The 18,256-nt window shown below is 75.9% G+C and carries 1 protein-coding gene (only partly in view); it reads right to left on the bottom strand.

All coding sequences use genetic code 11. The features are described 5' to 3' along the window. Window positions 1–89: 89 nt before the first annotated feature. Window positions 90–18,256, bottom strand: partial view of a type I polyketide synthase gene (locus tag QA802_RS31405; protein ID WP_334529697.1) — the 3' portion only. Its footprint extends 17,971 nt past the window's final position; only the last 18,167 of its 36,138 coding nucleotides appear in the window; its start codon lies off the right edge, out of view; it ends in the stop codon at window positions 90–92.

The raw sequence follows: 18,256 nt of genomic DNA, 5'->3' as shown, positions 1-18,256 counted from the left end.
CAGGACCTTCTGGTCGCCGCTCTGTTCGTTGGACAACGCTTCTGCTCCTCGCACCCTGCGGTCTGTGCTGTTCGTGCGGTCGTGGTCAGTCATGAAAGGTCCCCCAGCTCCTGGTCGGCGAGGTCGAGCAGCTCGTCGAGGCTCACCTCGCCCAACGCGTCGTCGCGCGCGTCGCCCCCGTCGTCCTCCAACGTCCGCAGCAGCGCGCGCAACCGGGACCGCACGGCGTCGCGCAGCTCCACGTCGGCGGCCAACTCGGCCGATGCGCCCTCCAGTTCGGCGAGCGTGCTGGTGCGCAGCGAGGACACGGTGACCCGGCCTGGAGTCAGCCCGGCCATCAGGTGCGCCGCGAGCGCGGTGGGCGTCGGGTGGTCGAAGATCGTCGTGGCGGACAGCCGCAGTCCGGCGGCGGCGCTGAGACGGTTGCGCAGCTCGACCGACATCAGTGAGTCGAAGCCGAGTTGTTGGAAGCCGCGGCCCGGGTCGACGCCCTCGGGCGCCGCGTGGCCGAGCACGTCGGCGGTGTGGCGCAGCACGACGTCGAGCGTCGCCCGCTCCCGCTCGGCGGCGGACAGCGCGGCGAGCGTCCGCATCAGCGGCTCGGCCGCCTCCGTCGTCGGCCGCGCCGGCGCGGGCACCAGGGCCCGCAGCACCGGCGGCAGTTCCGCCGCGCGGGCCCGCATTCCCGGCAGGTCGAGGCGTGCGGCGAGCGCGACCGGCGCACCGCCCCGCGCGACGTCGAACAGGGTCAGGCCCTGCGCGGCGCCGAGCGGCAGCATGCCCGCTCGGGCCGCCCGGCGCGTGTCGACCTGCCCCGCCATGCCCTCGGCCCAAGGCCCCCATGCGATCGACGTCGCGGACAGGCCCTCGGCCCGTCTGAGCGCCGCGAGGGCGTCGAGGAAGGCGTTGGCCGCGGCGTAGTTGCCCTGGCCGGGCCCGCCGAGCAGGCCCGCGGCGGACGAGAACAGCACGAACGCGTCCAGGTCACGGGTCAGTTCGTGCAGGTGCCACGCGGCGTCGGCCTTGGGCCGCAGCACCGTGTCGAGCCGGTCCGGCGTGAGCGACTCCACCACGCCGTCGTCGAGCAGGCCCGCGGCGTGCACCACGGCCGTCACGGGGTGCTCGGGTCCGACGCCCGCCAGCAGGGCGGCCAGGGCCGTCCGGTCACCGACGTCGCACGCGGCGAACTCGGCGACCGCGCCGGACGCTGCCAACTCCTGGGCCAGCTCGGGATTCTCCCCGGACCGGCTGACCAGCAGCAGCCTGCGTACGCCGTGTTCCGCCACGAGATGGCGGACCGTCAGCGCGCCCAGTGCACCGGTCGCGCCGGTCACGAGGACCGTGCCGCGCGCGCCCAGCGGCGCGGCCGGCTCGGCGGCCGCGGACCGGACCAGGCGGGCCGCCCGCACGCCACCGGCGCGGACCACCAGCTGGGGCTCGGCCGTCGCCAGTGCGGCGGGCAGGGCCGCGAGCGACGCCGGGGCGTCGTCGGTGTCGACCAGCACGATCCGGCCCGGGTGTTCGGACTGCGCCGCGCGCACCAGTCCCCAGGCGGCGGCTCCGGCCAGGTCGGGCCGCTCACCGTCGTCGGCGACCACCGCACCGCGGGTGAGGACGATCAGACGCGCGTCGGTCGCGCGGTCGCCCGTCACCCACGACCGCACCAGCTCGAGTGTGTCGCGCAGGACGTCCCGTACAGCGGACGGCACGTCCTGCGAGCCCTTCGCGGGCAGCGGCGCGATCACCACGGCCACGCCCTCGCCCACGGTGTCCAGGTCCGGATGCCCCTCGACGTCGGCCACCGGGCGCAGCGCGTCGGCCAGACCGTGCTCCTCCCCGCCGAGCAGCGCCCAGCGGCCCGGGGTCGCGCCGGTGGCGGCGACGGGCACCCAGTCGAGGTCGAACAGCGCGTCGGCCACGGTGGGCGCGGCTCGCAGGTCGTCCGGGCCGAGCGGCCGCAGGCGCAGCGACTCGACGGTGACCACCGGGTCGCCGTCGTGGTCCCACGCGTGCAGGGACACCTCGTCGGCGCCACTCGGTGCGAGCCGCACCCGCACCGAGCGAGCGCCCGTGGCGTGCACGGTGACGTCGGTCCAGGAGAACGGAACGCCCTGGGCGCGCAGTTCACCGGCGCCGACCGCGTGCAGCGCAGCGTCCAGGAGCGCCGGGTGCACGCCGAACCCCGCCGGCTCGGCCACGGACGGCAGCTCCACTTCGGCGAACACCTCGGCCGTCGCGTCCGTACCGCGCCGCCAGAGCGCGCGCAGGCCGCGGAAGACCGGTCCGTAGCCGAACCCGGCCGTGGCCAGGTCGTCGTAGACGCTGTCGGTCGGCACCGGCTCGGCGCCTTCCGGCGGCCACTCCCGTGAGCCTGCGGCGGGCGCGGGGCCGCTCGCCGCGAGGACGCCGGTCGCGTACCTGGTCCACTCGTGCGTGCCGTCGGCGCGACCGGACACCGTGACCGGCCGCTCGCCGTCGACGGAGGCACCGACCTGGACCTGCACGGACACCGAGCCGTCCGCCGGCAGCACCAGCGGTGCGGCCAGGGTCAGTTCGCGCACCCGGGGCGAGCCGACGTGTCCGCCCGCCGCGACGGCCAGCTCGACGAAGGCGGTCCCGGGCAGCAGGACACTGCCGAGTACGGCGTGGTCGGCCAGCCAGGGGTGGGTCGCCGCGCCGAGGCGGGCGGTCAGCGTCACCCCGTCGGGGGACTCCACGACGGCCCCCAGCATCGGGTGGTCCGCGACGGCGAGCCCGGCGGCGGAGAGGTCGCCGACGCGCGGCGTGGACTCCAACCAGTAGCGCGTGCGCTGGAACGCGGTCGTCGGCAGTTCGACGCGTCGGGCGCCGAGGCCCGCGAAGAACGCTGCCCAGTCCACGTCGGCGCCCCGGTGGTGCAGGGTGCCGAGCGCGGTGACCACGGCGGGCGCCTCCGGCCGTCCGGCGCGCAGCACGGGTACGACAGCGGTGGTACCGGGCAGCAACTGGGCCGCCATCGCGGTGAGCACGGCGTCGGGGCCGAGCTCCACCATGGTGTCCACGCCCGCCGCGTCGAGGGCGCGCACGCCGTCGGCGAAGCCCACCGCCTCCCGCACGTGCCGCACCCAGTAGTCGGGGGTGGCGAACTCCTCGCCGACGACCTCACCGGTGACCGTGGACACCACGGGGACGCGCGGCTGCCGGTACCCGACGGACGCGAGGACCTCCGCGAACTCCGCCAGCATCGGCTCCATCAGCGGCGAGTGGAACGCGTGGCTCACCTTCAGCCGCCGTGTCCTGCGCCCCCGTTCGGCCCAGAGCGCGGCCGTGGCCAGTACGGCGTCCTCGGCGCCGGAGACGACGACCGACGCCGGACCGTTGACCGCGGCGACGACCGCCCCGGTCACCAGCTCGGCGGCGACCTCGGCCTCGGGCGCCTCGATCGCGGCCATCGCGCCCCCGGCGGGCAGCGCAGCCATCAGACGGCCCCGCGTGGCGACGACGGTCACCGCGTCGCGCAGCGACCACACGCCCGCCAGATGCGCGGCGGCCAGCTCGCCGACCGAGTGGCCGAGCAGGAAGTCCGGCGCCACGCCCCAGGAGCCGAGCAGCCGCGCGAGAGCGACCTCCAGCGCGAAGAGCGCGGGCTGCGCGTACGCGGTGTCGTCCAGCCCCTCGCCGGAGGCGACGACCTGCCGCAGGGGGCGGTCGAGCACGGCGTCGAACTCCGCGCACACCTCGGCGTAGGCGTCGGCGAACACCGGGTACGTCGCCGCGAGTTCCTCGCCCGTGCCGGCGCGCTGGGCGCCCTGGCCGGTCAGCAGGAACGCCGTACGGCCGGTGCCCTGCTCGGTGGCCGGACCGCCCGGCGCGGCCAGGCCCGCGAGCAGCTCGGCGCGGGTGCTCGCCACGACCGTGACACCTCGTCCGAGACGTCCCCGGCCGGTGGCGGCGGAGTAGGCGACGTCGAGCGGGGTGAGCACCGGATCGGCGACCAGCGCCGCGGCGAGCCGGTCGGCCTGCAGGCGCAGCCCGTCGTCCGTCCGCGCCGACAGCGTCACCGGGACGGCGACGGCGGTCCGCTCGACGGCGGGCCCGTCGGTGGGCTGCTCCGTGGGCTCCCCGGCGGGCCGCGTCTGCGGCTCGCCCTGTTCGAGCACCACATGGGCGTTGGTGCCGCTGAGGCCGAAGGACGACACCGCCGCGCGGCGGGGCCCCTCGCCCTCGGGCCACTCCCGGCCCTCGGTCAGCAGCTCCACCGCGCCCGCCGACCAGTCCACGTGCGTCGACGGCTCGTCGACATGCAGCGTCCTGGGCAGCACGCCGTGCCTCATGGCCTGGACCATCTTGATCACGCCCGCCACGCCTGCGGCGGCCTGGGTGTGCCCGAGGTTGGACTTCACCGAGCCCAGCCACAGCGGCTGGTCCCGCTCCTGGCCGTACGTGGCCAGCAGGGCCTCGGCCTCGATCGGATCGCCCAGCGAGGTGCCGGTGCCGTGGCCCTCGACGGCGTCCACGTCGGTCGGCCGCAGGCCTGCCTCGGCCAGCGCGCTGCGGATGACCCGTTGCTGCGACGGACCGTTCGGCGCCGTCAGACCGTTCGACGCACCGTCCTGGTTCACCGCCGAGCCGCGTACGACGGCCAGCACGGGGTGGCCGTTGCGGCGCGCGTCGGACAGCCGCTCGACGAGCAGCATGCCCGCGCCCTCGGCCCAGCCGGTGCCGTCGGCCCCGGTGGAGTAGGACTTGCAGCGGCCGTCCGCGGCGAGGCCGCGCTGCCGGGAGAAGTCCACGAACACGCCCGGCGTCGCCATCACCGTGACACCGCCCGCGAGCGCGAGGTCGCTCTCACCCGAGCGCAGCGACTGGATGGCCCAGTGCAGCGCGACCAGCGAGGAGGAGCACGCCGTGTCGACCGTCACCGCGGGCCCTTCCAGACCCAGGGTGTAGGCGACGCGGCCCGACGCGACGCTGCCCGAGTTGCCGGTGCCGAGGTAGCCCTCGACGCCGTCCGGCAGCGTGCCCACCCCGGCCACGTAGTCGTGGTACATGACTCCCGCGTACACGCCGGTACGGCTGCCGCGCAGCGACGCCGGGTCGATGCCCGCCCGCTCCACGGCTTCCCAGGAGGTCTCCAGGAGCAGCCGCTGCTGCGGGTCCATCGCCAGCGCCTCGCGCGGCGAGATGCCGAAGAACCCGGCGTCGAACTCGCCCGCGTCGTGCAGGAAGCCACCCTCGCGGGTGTGGCTGCTGCCCGGCCGGTCGGGGTCGTCGGCGAACAGCGCGCCGAGGTCCCAGCCGCGGTCGGCGGGAAACCCGGACACGGCGTCGCGGCCCTCGTCCACCAGCCGCCACAGGTCGTCCGGCGACACGACGCCGCCGGGGTAGCGGCACGCCATGCCGACGATCGCGATCGGCTCGTCCGCCGGGGCGACCGGCGCCGGCGCCCGTTCGACGGGCGGCGTGGTGCCGAGTGCGCGTTCCATGAGGTGCGCCGCCAGGGCGGCCGGAGTCGGGTAGTCGAACACGGCGGTGGTGCCGAGCCTGAGACCGAGCGCCGCACCGAGCCGGTTGCGCAGCTCCACGGCGGTCAGCGAGTCGAAGCCGAGGTCGAGGAACGCGCGGTCGGCGGCCACCGCCGTGGCGGACGCGTGGCCGAGGACCGCTGCCACGTGCTCCCGTACGAGGTCGACGGCGGCGCGCTCCCGCTCGGCCTCGGACAGACCCGCGAACCGGTCGGCCCCCGCGTCGGTCCCGGCGCTCGCGACCCGGCGGGCGGGCTGCCCGACGAGGCCGCGCAGGAGCGGCGGGAGCGCGTCGGCGGCCGCCCGCAGTGCGGGGAGGTCCCAGAGCGCGGCCACGGCCAGGGCGTCGCCGCCGTGTACCGCGGCGTCGAACAGGGCCGTACCGTCCTCGGCGCCGAGCGGTCGCAGGCCCGCGCGGCCGACGCGGCGGACATCGGCGTCGCCGAGGCCCGCGGTCATGCCGCCGCGCGCCTCCCACAGTCCGTACGCGAGGGCCACACCGGGCAGGCCCCGTGCGCGGCGGTGCGCGGCGAGGGTGTCGAGGAAGGCGTTGGCGGCGGCGTAGTTGCCCTGGCCGGGGGCGCCGAGGACGCCGGCGGCCGAGGAGAACAGCACGAAGGCGGTCAGGTCGAGGCCCGCCGTCAGTTCGTGCAGATGCCAGGCGGCGTCGACCTTGGGGCGGAGCACCGTCCGTACCCGCTCGGGGGTCAGTGACTCCACTGTCGCGTCGTCGAGGACGCCCGCCGCGTGCACCACACCGGTGAGCGGCGGCTCGATGCCCGCCAGCAGGCCGGCCAGCGCCTCCCGGTCGGCGGCGTCGCAGGCCACGACCCTGGCCGTGGTGCCGAGCGCGGCCAGTTCGGCCACGAGCTCGGCCGCGCCGGGGGCGTCCGGGCCCCGCCGGCCCGTCAGGACCAGGTGGCGTACGCCGTGCTCGACGGCGAGGTGGCGGGCGACGACGACGCCGAGGGTGCCGGTGCCGCCCGTGACGAGCACGGTGCCGTCAGGGTCGAAGACCGCCGTGGGAGCGGGCGCGGGCAGCGTGCGGGCCAGTCGGGGCGCCAGTACGGCCGAACCGCGTACGGCGAGTTGCGCCTCGCCCGTGCGGACCGCCGCGGCCGCGTCAAAGCGGTCGCCGCCCGGGGCCAGGTCCACGAGCGTGAACCGGTCGGGGTGTTCGGACTGGGCCGAACGCACCAGACCCCACACGGCGCCCGCCACGGGGTCGGGCGCCTCGTCGGCACCCGCCGCGACGGCTCCGCGCGTGACGAACACCAGGCGTCCGGCCCGGTCGTCGGCGAGCCAGGCCCGGATCCGGGCCAGCGCGTCGACGACGGCCGCGTGCGTCTCGGCCACCACGTCACCGCCAGGCGTCCCGCCAGGGACGATCAGCTCGGTGACGTCGTCCCCCTCTACGGTGCCGGCCGCGACGGGCGTCCACTCGATCCGGTGCGGCCTCGCGGACCTGACGGCGGCGGGCGCGTCGGCCACGGGTCGCAGGCGGACGCCCTCGACCGTGACCACCGGCTGCCCGGTGGGATCGGCGGCGGTCAGCGTGATGCCGCCGCCCTCGGCGGTGAGCCGCACGCGCAGGACCCGCGCGCCGACGGCATGGACCCGTGCGCCGGTCCAGGCGAACGGCAGCTGCCCGCGCCCCCAGTCCGCGACCAGATCGCCGAATCCGAGGGCGTGCAGGGCGGCGTCGAGCAGGGCGGGGTGCACGCTGTACTCGTCGGACGACCCGGCGTCGTCGGGCAGCGCGACGTCGGCGTACACGGCGTCGTCACGCCCCCATACGGCGCGCAGGCCGCGGAAGACGGGGCCGTAGCCGAAGCCCGCGGCGGCCAGGTCCTCGTACAGGTCGCCGATCGGAAGTGGTTCGGCGCCCGGGGGCGGCCACTCGGTCAGCGGCTCGGGGACCGGACCGCTGTCGGGGGCGAGGACGCCCGCCGCGTGGCGGGTCCAGGCATACTCGTCGTCCTCGGGCCGCGAGTAGACGCCGATCGGGCGGCGGCCGTCGGCCTCCAGCGCCTCGACCCGGACCTGCAGGCGCACCGCGCCCCGTGCGGGCAGCGGCAGCGGGGCTTCAAGGGCCAGGTCGTCGACGCGGGGGCAGCCGACATGCCGGCCGGCCGCGAGGGCGAGGTCGAGGAACGCGGTGCCCGGCAGCAGCGCGGGACCGAGGATGGCGTGGTCGGCCAGCCAGGGGTGGGTACGCAGCGACAGGCTGCCGGTGAACACGACCCCGTCCGCGCCGGGCAGCTCGACGGCCGCGCCGAGCAGCGGGTGCCCGACGGTGGTCAGGCCCGCGCCCGCCAGACCCGCCGGGGTGGTCGCGGGCGGGCTGAGCCAGTACCGCTGGTGCTGGAAGGCGTACGTGGGCAGGTCGACGGGACGGGCGTCCCTGTCCGCGAAGTACGCGGCCCGGTCGACCCGCGCGCCACTGGTGTGCAGGGCGGCGAGGGCTGCCACGGCGGTCGCGGCACCGGGCCGGTCCGCTCGCTGTACAGGGACGACCAGGACGTCGTCCACGGACTCGGCGGTCGGCGCGCTGAGTGCGGCGTCGGGGCCGAGTTCGAGGAACGCCGTGACGCCGGCCGCGCGCGCGGTCCGCACGGCGTCGGCGTACCGTACGGCCTCGCGAACGTTGCGCAGCCAGTACCCGGGCGTGCCCATGTCCTCGGCGCCCCCGGTCACCGTCGACACGACCGGAATGCCGGGCCTGCCGAAGACCACAGTGTCAAGGACCCGCTCGAAGTCGGCGAGCATCGGCTCCATCCGATGCGAGTGGAAGGCATGACTCACCGCCAACCGCTTGACCCTGCGCCCCTGCCCGGCCCAATGAGCCGCGACCGCCAGCACCGCGTCCTCGTCACCGGAGACGACGACCGCCGACGGCCCGTTGACCGCCGCGATCCCCGCACCCCCCACCAACGCCGGAACGATCTCCTCCTCCGTGGCCTCCACCGCCACCATCGCACCGCCCCCCGGCAGAGCCCCCATCAACCGCCCCCGCGCCGCCACCACACTCACCGCGTCACGCAACGACCACACACCCGCCACATGCGCGGCGACCAGCTCACCGATCGAATGACCGATCAGCATGTCCGGAACCACACCCCACGACTCCACCAGCCGGTAAAGAGCCACCTCCACCGCGAACAGCGCCGGCTGCGCATACCCCGTCTCGTCCAGCCCCTCACCCGAGACGATCACCTCACGCAGCGAACGGTCGAGCACCGAATCGAACTCCGCACACACCCGATCGAACACCTCGGCGAACACCGGATACGCCCCAGCCAGCTCCACACCCATACCGACCCGCTGCGCCCCCTGCCCCGTGAACAGGAACGCCGTCCGGCCTTCCCTGGCCACCGTCGGCACGGCGGCATCGAGCGCGGCGAGCAGCTCGTCCGTCCGCTCTCCGACGGCGGCGACACGGTGCGCCAGCGCGGCCCGGCCCGTGACCAGGCTGAGACCGATGTCGGCCGGGTCGGCGTCGGGGTGTGCGGTGACGAACGCCCGCAGCCGCTCGACCTGCGCCCGCAGCGCATCCTCCGTACGCCCGGACACCAGCCAGGGCACCGGTCCGGTCGCCCGCTCGGGCGCGGGGTCGACGGTGGAAGGCGCCGTGACGGCGGGGGCGTCGGCGGCGGGGGCCTCTTCGATGATCACGTGCGCGTTGGTTCCGCTGACGCCGAACGACGAGACGCCCGCCCGGCGCGGCGCGCCCGTCTTCGGCCACTCCCGGGGCTCGGTCAGCAGCTCCACCGCGCCCGCCGACCAGTCGACGTACGACGACGGCTCGTCCACGTGCAAGGTCCGGGGCAGTTCGCCCGCGTTCAGCGCGAGCACCATCTTGATGACCCCGGCGACGCCGGCGGCGGCCTGGGTGTGGCCGATGTTCGACTTCACCGACCCGAGCCACAGCGGCTCGTCCCGGTCCTGGCCGTAGGTCGCGAGCAGCGCCTGCGCCTCGATCGGGTCGCCCAGGGAGGTGCCGGTGCCATGGGCCTCGACGGCGTCCACGTCGGACGCCAGGAGCCCGGCGGCGTCCAGGGCAGCACGGATGACCCGCTGCTGCGCGGGCCCGTTGGGCGCGGTGAGGCCGTTCGACGCGCCGTCGGAGTTCACGGCGGAGCCACGCACGACCGCGCGCACCGGGTGCCCGAGCCTCAGCGCGTCGGAGAGCCGCTCCACGAGCAGGACGCCGGCGCCCTCGCCCCAGCCGGTGCCGTCGGCCCCGGCGGCGAAGGCCTTGCAGCGCCCGTCGGCCGCGAGGCCGCTCTGCCGGGCGAACTCGGCGAACGCGCCCGGCGTCGCCATGACGGTCACGCCGCCCGCGAGCGCCATCGAGCACTCGCCCGACCGCAGCGCCTGGATCGCCCAGTGCAGCGCCACCAGCGACGAGGAGCACGCCGTGTCCACCGTGACGGCGGGGCCGTGAAGGCCGAGCGCGTAGGCGACGCGGCCGGAGAGCACGCTGGCCGAGTTGCCGGTGCCGATGTGTCCCTCGTGCGCCTCGGTGGCTCCGCCGAGCAGGGCCGCGTAGTCCTGCCCGTTGGTGCCGAGGAACACGCCTACCGAGGTGCCGCGTGCCCCGTGCGGGTCGAGGCCCGCGCGCTCGAACGCCTCCCACGCCGTCTCCAGCGCGAGCCGCTGCTGCGGGTCCATCACCAGGGCCTCGCGCGGCGAGATGCCGAAGAAGTCGGCGTCGAACCCGGCGGCGTCGGTGAGGAAGCCGCCCTCGGCGTAGGCGTCGGCGGTCTCCCAGCCCCGGTCGGCGGGGATCGGGCCGACGGCGTCGACGCCGTCGGCGAGCAGCCGCCAGAGGTCCTCCGGCGACTCGACGCCGCCGGGGAACCGGCAGGCGAGGCCGACGATGGCGATCGGCTCGTCCATGTCCATGGACATGGACATGGACATGGATCGGGACGCGGACGCCACGGTGGCCGGGGCCGGGTGCACCGGGTCGGCGGCGCCGTCCGCCAGGAGGGCGAGGACGTGCGCGGTCAGGGAGCGGGCGGTCGGGTGGTCGAAGACGGCGGTCGCGGCGAGCGGCACGCCCGTCGCGGCCGTGAGCCGGTTGCGCAACTGGACGGCGGCGAGCGAGTCGAAGCCGAGATCGCGGAAGGCGGCGTCGGTGTCGACGTCGGCGCCGCCGCCGTGGCCGAGGACGGCGGTGACGTGCGCGCGGACCAGGTCGAGCGCCACCCGTTCCCGGTCGGGGCCGAGGAGTTCCGCGGTCGGCTCGACCGGCGCGGGTGCGGACAGTTCGGCCAGCACGGGTCCGGCCGCGAAGCGGTCCCAGTCGGCGTCGGCCACCACGAGGTGCGCGTCGTCGCCGCCCACCGCGAAGTCGAGCGCGACGAGGGCGCGGGCGGGGTCGAGCGGGGTCAGGCCCGCGCGGCGCATCCGGTCGGCGGCGGCCGCGTCGAGCATCCCGCCGCCCGCCCACGGACCCCATGCCACGGCGGTGCCGGGCAGGCCGAGTGCGCGGCGGTGCGCCGCGAGCGCGTCGAGCACGGCGTTCGCGGCGGCGTAGGCGCCCTGGCCCAGGTTGCCGAGGGTGCCCGCGAGCGAGGAGAACAGCACGAACGCGTCGAGGTCGAGACCGGCGGTCGCCGTGTGCAGCGCCAGCGCGGCGTCCGCCTTGGCTCGCAGCACGGCAGCAACGCGGTCGGGGGTGAGGGCGTCCAGCGGCGCGTCGTCCAGTACGCCCGCGGCGTGTACGACGGCGGTCAGCGGTTCGTCCTCGGGCAACCGGGCCAGCAGGGCGGCCAGGTCGGCCGGGTCGCCGACGTCGCAGGCGGCGAGGGTCACCCGGGCTCCGGCGGCCTCGACGGCGCGGGCCAGTTCGTCCGCGCCGTCGGCGGTCGGGCCGCGCCTGCTGACCAGCAGCAGGTGGGCCGCGCCGCGCTCGGCGAGGCCCCGGGCGACGTGTCCGCCGAGCGCGCCGGTGCCGCCGGTGACCAGGACCGTGCCCCGGGGCCGCCATTCGTGGCGGGGGCTGTCGGCGGCGCGGACCAGTCGGGCGGCGAAGGTGCCGCTCGCGCGGACCGCGCACTCGTTCTCGGTGCCCGCGAGGACGCCGGCCAGCCGCCGTCGGGCCCGCTCGTCCAACGCGCCCGGCAGGTCGACCACGCCGCCCCAGCGGTCCGGGGCCTCCAGGCGGACCACCCGGCCGAGCCCCCACACGCCGGCAGAGGCGACGGCGGTGTCCGGGATCCGGTCCCAGGAACCCACGGAGACGGAGCCCGAGGTAGCGCACCACAGCGGCGCGCCCACCCCGGCGTCTCCCAGCGCCTGGACGAGGGTGAGCGTGTCCTGCACCGGGTCGGCGGAGAGGGCGAGCAGGGAGAGCACACCGGCGGCGTCGGGCGTGTCCAGCAGAGCCGCGACGGTCGCGCGGTCGGCGCCCTCGGGCAGTTCGACGTATGTGACGTCGGCGCCGTGCTCGCGCAGCGCGGCGGCGCAGTCGGCGGCGAGCGGCAGGTCGCCGCCCGGGACGACGAGCAGCCACCGGCCGGTCGGCGACGCGGTGGGCCGATCGGCCGACGGCGTCCACCTGACCCGATGGCGCCAGCCGTCCACGGCTGCGGCGGTACGGTCCCGGTCGCGCCACGACGACAGGGCGGGCAGCAGCGCGTCGAGGCCGGCGTCGGCGGCGACGCCGAGCAGGTCGGCGACGTCGCCGCGCTCGACGGCGGCCCAGAAGGTGTCGTCCGCGAGGGCGGCCTGCGGCGCCGGAACGTCGAGCCAGTAGCGCGTGCGCTCGAAGGCGGTGGTCGGCGGGTCGACCCACCGGCCGCCCGTGTCCGCGAAGAACGCGGACCAGTCGACCGGGACGCCCTCGGCGTGCAGGCGGGCCAGCGCGGCGACAACCGTACGCTCGCCGGGCCTGCCGTCGCGCTGGGCGGCGACGGCCACGGCGTCCGCGCCGGCGGTGTCGGCGACCAGGCCGGACAGCACGGCGTCGGGGCCGAGTTCGAGGAACGCCGTGACGCCGGCCGCGCGCGCGGTCCGCACGGCGTCGGCGTACCGTACGGCCTCGCGAACGTTGCGCAGCCAGTACCCGGGCGTGCCCATGTCCTCGGCGCCCCCGGTCACCGTCGACACGACCGGAATGCCGGGCCTGCCGAAGACCACAGTGTCAAGGACCCGCTCGAAGTCGGCGAGCATCGGCTCCATCCGATGCGAGTGGAAGGCATGACTCACCGCCAACCGCTTGACCCTGCGCCCCTGCCCGGCCCAATGAGCCGCGACCGCCAGCACCGCGTCCTCGTCACCGGAGACGACGACCGCCGACGGCCCGTTGACCGCCGCGATCCCCGCACCCCCCACCAACGCCGGAACGATCTCCTCCTCCGTGGCCTCCACCGCCACCATCGCACCGCCCCCCGGCAGAGCCCCCATCAACCGCCCCCGCGCCGCCACCACACTCACCGCGTCACGCAACGACCACACACCCGCCACATGCGCGGCGACCAGCTCACCGATCGAATGACCGATCAGCATGTCCGGAACCACACCCCACGACTCCACCAGCCGGTAAAGAGCCACCTCCACCGCGAACAGCGCCGGCTGCGCATACCCCGTCTCGTCCAGCCCCTCACCCGAGACGATCACCTCACGCAGCGAACGGTCGAGCACCGAATCGAACTCCGCACACACCCGATCGAACACCTCGGCGAACACCGGATACGCCCCAGCCAGCTCCACACCCATACCGACCCGCTGCGCCCCCTGCCCCGTGAACAGGAACGCCGTGACCGCGTCCGTGCGGGCCCGCGCGGACTCGACGTGCGGGGTGGGCCGGCCGGCCGCCAGGGCGGCCAGCCCGTCGGCCAGCTCGCCCCGGTCGGCGCCGACGACGACCGCGCGGTGCGCAAGCGCGGCCCGGCCGGTGGCCAGCGAGAAGCCGGTGCCCAGGACGTCGGTGTCGTCGCGGACCCAGTCCAGGATCTGCGCCGCCTGGGCCCGCAGTCCGGTCGTCGTACGGGCCGACAGCACCCACGGCACGGCGCCCGGCACCCGCGTGGGCGCCGGGCCCTCGACGGCGTCCGGCGCGGCCTCCAGGACGACGTGCGCGTTGGTCCCGCTGACGCCGAACGACGAGACGCCCGCCCGGCGCGGCGCGCCCGTCTCCGGCCACTCCCGGGGCTCGGTCAGCAGCTCCACCGCGCCCGCCGACCAGTCGACGTGCGAGGACGGCTCGTCCACGTGCAGCGTCTTGGGCAACACGCCGTGCCGCATCGCCTCCACGGCCTTGATCACGCCCGCCATGCCGGCGGCGGCCTGGGTGTGCCCCAGGTTCGACTTGACCGAGCCCAGCCACAGCGGCCGGTCCCGGTCCTGCCCGTAGGCGGCGATGATGGCCTGGGCCTCGATCGGGTCGCCGAGCGTCGTGCCCGTCCCGTGGCCCTCGATCAGGTCCACGTCGGCGGCGGTGAGTCCGGCGTCGGCGAGCGCGCTGCGGATGACCCGCTGCTGCGACGGACCGTTCGGCGCGGTGAGGCCGTTGGACGCGCCGTCCTGGTTGACGGCGGAGCCTCGTACGACGGCCAGCACGCGGTGGCCGTTGCGGCGCGCGTCGGAGAGCCGCTCGACCAGGAGCATCCCGACGCCCTCGGACCAGCTCGCGCCGTCAGCGGCGCCCGCGAAGGACTTGCAGCGGCCGTCAGGGGCAAGGCCGCGCTGCCGCGAGAACTCGACGAACGTGCCAGGGGTGGCCATCACCGCGACACCGCCCGCGAGCGCGAGGTCGCACTCGCCGGAGCGCAGCGCACGGGTCGCCCAGTGCAGGGCGACCAGGGAGGACGAGCAGGCGGTGTCGACCGTGACCGCGGGGCCCTCCAGACCGAAGGTATAGGCGATGCGGCCGGAGGCCACGCTGCCGGAGTTGCCCATGCCGAGGTAGCCCTCGAGCCCCTCGGGCGTCGCGCCGAGCCGCGCGGCGTAGTCGTGGTACATCATTCCGGCGAAGACGCCCGTCCTGCTGCCGTGCAGCGAGGTGGGGTCGATGCCCGCCCGCTCCACGGCCTCCCATGCCGTCTCCAGCAGGAGCCGCTGCTGCGGGTCCATCGCCAGCGCCTCACGCGGAGAGATGCCGAAGAAGGACGCGTCGAAGTCGCCCGCGTCGTGCAGGAAGCCGCCCTCACGGGTGTAGCTCGTGCCTTCGTGGTCCGGGTCGGCGTGGTAGAGCGCGTCGAGGTCCCAGCCCCGGTCGGCGGGGAAGGCGGAGATGACGTCGCGGCCCTCGGCGACGACGCGCCACAGGTCCTCCGGCGACGCCACGCCGCCTGGGAACCGGCAGGCCATGCCGACGATGGCGATCGGCTCGTCCAGCCGCGTGAGGGTGCTCGGGGCCGTGGGCCTGTCGGCGGCGGTCCCGAGCAGCTCGGCGAGGATGTGCTGGGCCAGCGCGGCCGGCGTCGGGTGGTCGAACACGGTCGTGGCAGGCAGCCGCAGGCCGGTGGCCGTGCCGAGCCGGTTGCGCAGTTCCACGGCGGTCAGCGAGTCGAAGCCGCATTCGAGGAACGGCCGGTCGGCGGCGACAGCGTCGGCCGAGCCGTGCCCGAGCACGGCGGCGGCCTGACCGCGCACCAGGTCCAGTACGGTCCGCGTGCGTTCGGCGGTGGGCTGGGCGGTGAGGCGGTCACGCAGCCCACCCGGGTCTCCGTCGCGGGCGACCCGGCGGCGCGGCGCGCCCGCGAGGCCGCGCAGCGCGGCGGGCAGACGGGTGCCCTGGTCGCGCAGGGCGGCCGGGTCGAGCCGGGCGGCGACGGTCAGGCCGCCGCCCGCGACGGCCGCGTCGAACAGGGCCAGGCCGCGGTCGGCCGGCAGCGGCAGGACACCGCCGCGCGCCATGCGCGAGGTGTCGGCGCGGCCCGTCATGGCACTGGCCGGCGCCCACAAGCCCCAGGCGATCGACACGCCGGGCAGGCCGAGGGACCGGCGGTGCTCGGCGAGCGCGTCGAGGTAGGAGTTGGCGGCGGCGTAGTTGCCCTGGCCGGGGCCGCCCAGCACGCCCGCGAGGGACGAGAAGAGCACGAAGGAGCGGATACCGAGCTCCGCCGTCAGCTCGTGCAGGTGCCAGGCGGCGTCTACCTTGGGGCGGAGCACCGCGTCCACCCGCTCGGGGGTGAGCGACTCCACGGTCGCGTCGTCGAGGACACCCGCCGCGTGCACGACACCGGTGACCGGGTGCGCGGCCAGCACCTGGGCGAGCACATCGCGGTCGGCGGCGTCGCACGCGGCGAAGGAGACCCGGGCGCCGAGCGCGGTCAGCTCGGCCACCAGGTCGGCGGCGCCTGGCGCTTCGGCGCCCCGCCTGCCGACCAGGACCAGCCCGCCCACGCCGTGCGCGGTCACCAGGTGCCGGGCGACGAGGCCGCCCAGTGTGCCGCCCGCGCCGGTGACGAGGACGGTGTCGTCCGGTCCGAAGGCAATGGTGCCCGCGTCGTCGGCTGCCGGAGTGCGGGCCAGGCGCGGGACGAACACCTCGCCCGCGCGCACGGCGACCCGCGGCTCGTCGGCCAGGGCCGCCGCGATCGGCACGGCCCGCGAAGAATCGGCGTCCTCGTCGATCTCGACATGCCCGAACCGGCCGGGGTGCTCGGCCTGGGCCGCGCGCAGCAGACCGCCGACGGCGGCACCCGCGAGGTCCGTGGCGCGGGTGACGACCACCAGGCGCTCGGGCCGGTCGTCGGCGATCCAGCGCTGGACCTCGGCGAGCAGCTCGTGCACGGCCCGGCGGACGTCGCCGGGTTCGTCGGGCCTGTCGGCCTCGTCGAGACGCAGCAGTACGACGTCGGCCTCGGCCACCGCCCGGCCGTGCAGCCCGGCGTCAGCGGGCACCTCGGGCGTGGACGCGGGGAGCCAGTCGAGGTGCAGAAGGGGGTCGCCCGCCGTGCGGGCCGCGGCGACCTGCGCGGCGGTGACGGCACGCAGCCGCAGCGCCTCGACACTCGCCACGGGCGCGCCGGTGCCGTCGGCGAGGTCGACCGCCACGGCGTCACCGCCGAGGGCGGCCAGTCGGACCCGCACCGAGCGGGCGCCGACGGCGTACACGCGCACGCCCTGCCACGCGAAGGGCAGCCCGCCCGTGCCGACCAGACCGCCGAGGCCGATCGGGTGCAGGGCCGCGTCGAGCAGGGCGGGGTGCAGCAGGAAGCCCGCCGGGTCCTCCGACTCCAACGCGACCTCGGCGAACACCTCGCGACGCTGTCCGGTCCCGCGTCGCCATGCCGCGCGGACGCCCCGGAAGACGGGGCCGTAGTCGAGACCGCGGTCGGCCAGGTCGGCGTAGAGCTCCGACACGTCGACCGGTTCGGCGCCGGCGGGCGGCCACTCGGTCAGCGGCGTACCGGTGTCGGCGCTCGTCGGCGCGAGTACGCCGGTGGCGTGCCGCGTCCATGGACCGTCGTCGCCCACGAGACGTGTGTGGACCCCGACGGCACGGCGGCCGTCGGGCTCGGCCGGGCCCACCCGGACCTGGAGCTGGACGGTGCCGCGCTCGGGCAGTGCCAGCGGCTCGCCGATCACCATCTCGTCGAGCACTCCGCAACCGAGCCGGTCGCCCGCGGCGAGCACGATCTCGGCCATCGCCGCGCCGGGCAGCAGCACGGCGCCGAGGACGACGTGGTCGGCCGCCCAGGCGGGCGCGCCCGGCGCGAGGCGCCCGGTCAGGACGAGTCCGCCGTCCTCCGCGAGGTCGACGGCCGCGCCGAGCAAGGGGTGCCCGGCGACAGCCAGACCGGCGCTCGCGAGGTCGCCCAGGGCGGGTCCGGTCGGCGCCAGCCAGTAGCGTTCGCGCTGGAAGGCGTACGTCGGCAACTCCACCGCCCGCGCACCCGTGCCGGCGAAGAACGCGGCCCAGTCGACCCGCACACCACCGACGTGCGCCTCCGCCAGATGACGCACCAACGTCGCCAGCCCACCACTGTCACGCCGCAACGAACCCACCACGACAGCCGTCACACCAGCCGCCTCCACCGCCTCCTGCGTACCCACGGCCAGCACCGGATGCGGACTGCACTCCACGAAACCCCGATAACCCTGAGCGAGCAGACCCCCCACCGCATCCGCATAACGCACCGGCTCCCGCAGATTCCGAAACCAGTACCCCGCGTCCAACGCCGTACCCCCGATCCAGCCCCCCGTCACCGTCGAGAACAACGGAACCGTTCCCGCCCCCGCAACCACCCCCGCAAGACCGGTCACCAGACGCTCACGCAGCACATCGACCGCAGGCGAATGCGACGCGTAATCCACCGGAACCCGCCGCACCCGCACACCGTCGGCAGCACACGCCGCACCCAGCTCGTCCAACGCCTCCCCATCACCCGACACCACCGTCGCAGCAGGCCCATTGAGCGCGGCGACCCAGACACGCCCCGCCCACGGCCCGATCCGCCCCGCCACCGCCTCAGCCGACAACGCCACCGACAACATCCCACCCCGACCCGCCAACCCCTCACCGATCACCCTGGAACGCAAAGCCACCACCCGCGCACCGTCCGACAACGACAGCACACCCGCCACACACGCAGCGGCGATCTCACCCTGCGAATGCCCCACCACAGCCGACGGCACCACACCATGCGCACGCCACACCTCGGCCAACGACACCATCACCGCCCACAACACCGGCTGCACCACATCAACCCGATCCAGCCCCGGAGCACCCTCAACCCCCCGCAGCACATCGAGCAACGACCACTCCACAAACGCAGACAACGCCTCCCCAC

The organism is Streptomyces sp. B21-105, from assembly GCF_036898465.1.
Lineage (GTDB): Bacteria > Actinomycetota > Actinomycetes > Streptomycetales > Streptomycetaceae > Streptomyces.
The sequence above is the reverse complement of the archived record's forward strand: the minus strand, read 5'-3'. Positions and strand labels throughout refer to the sequence as shown.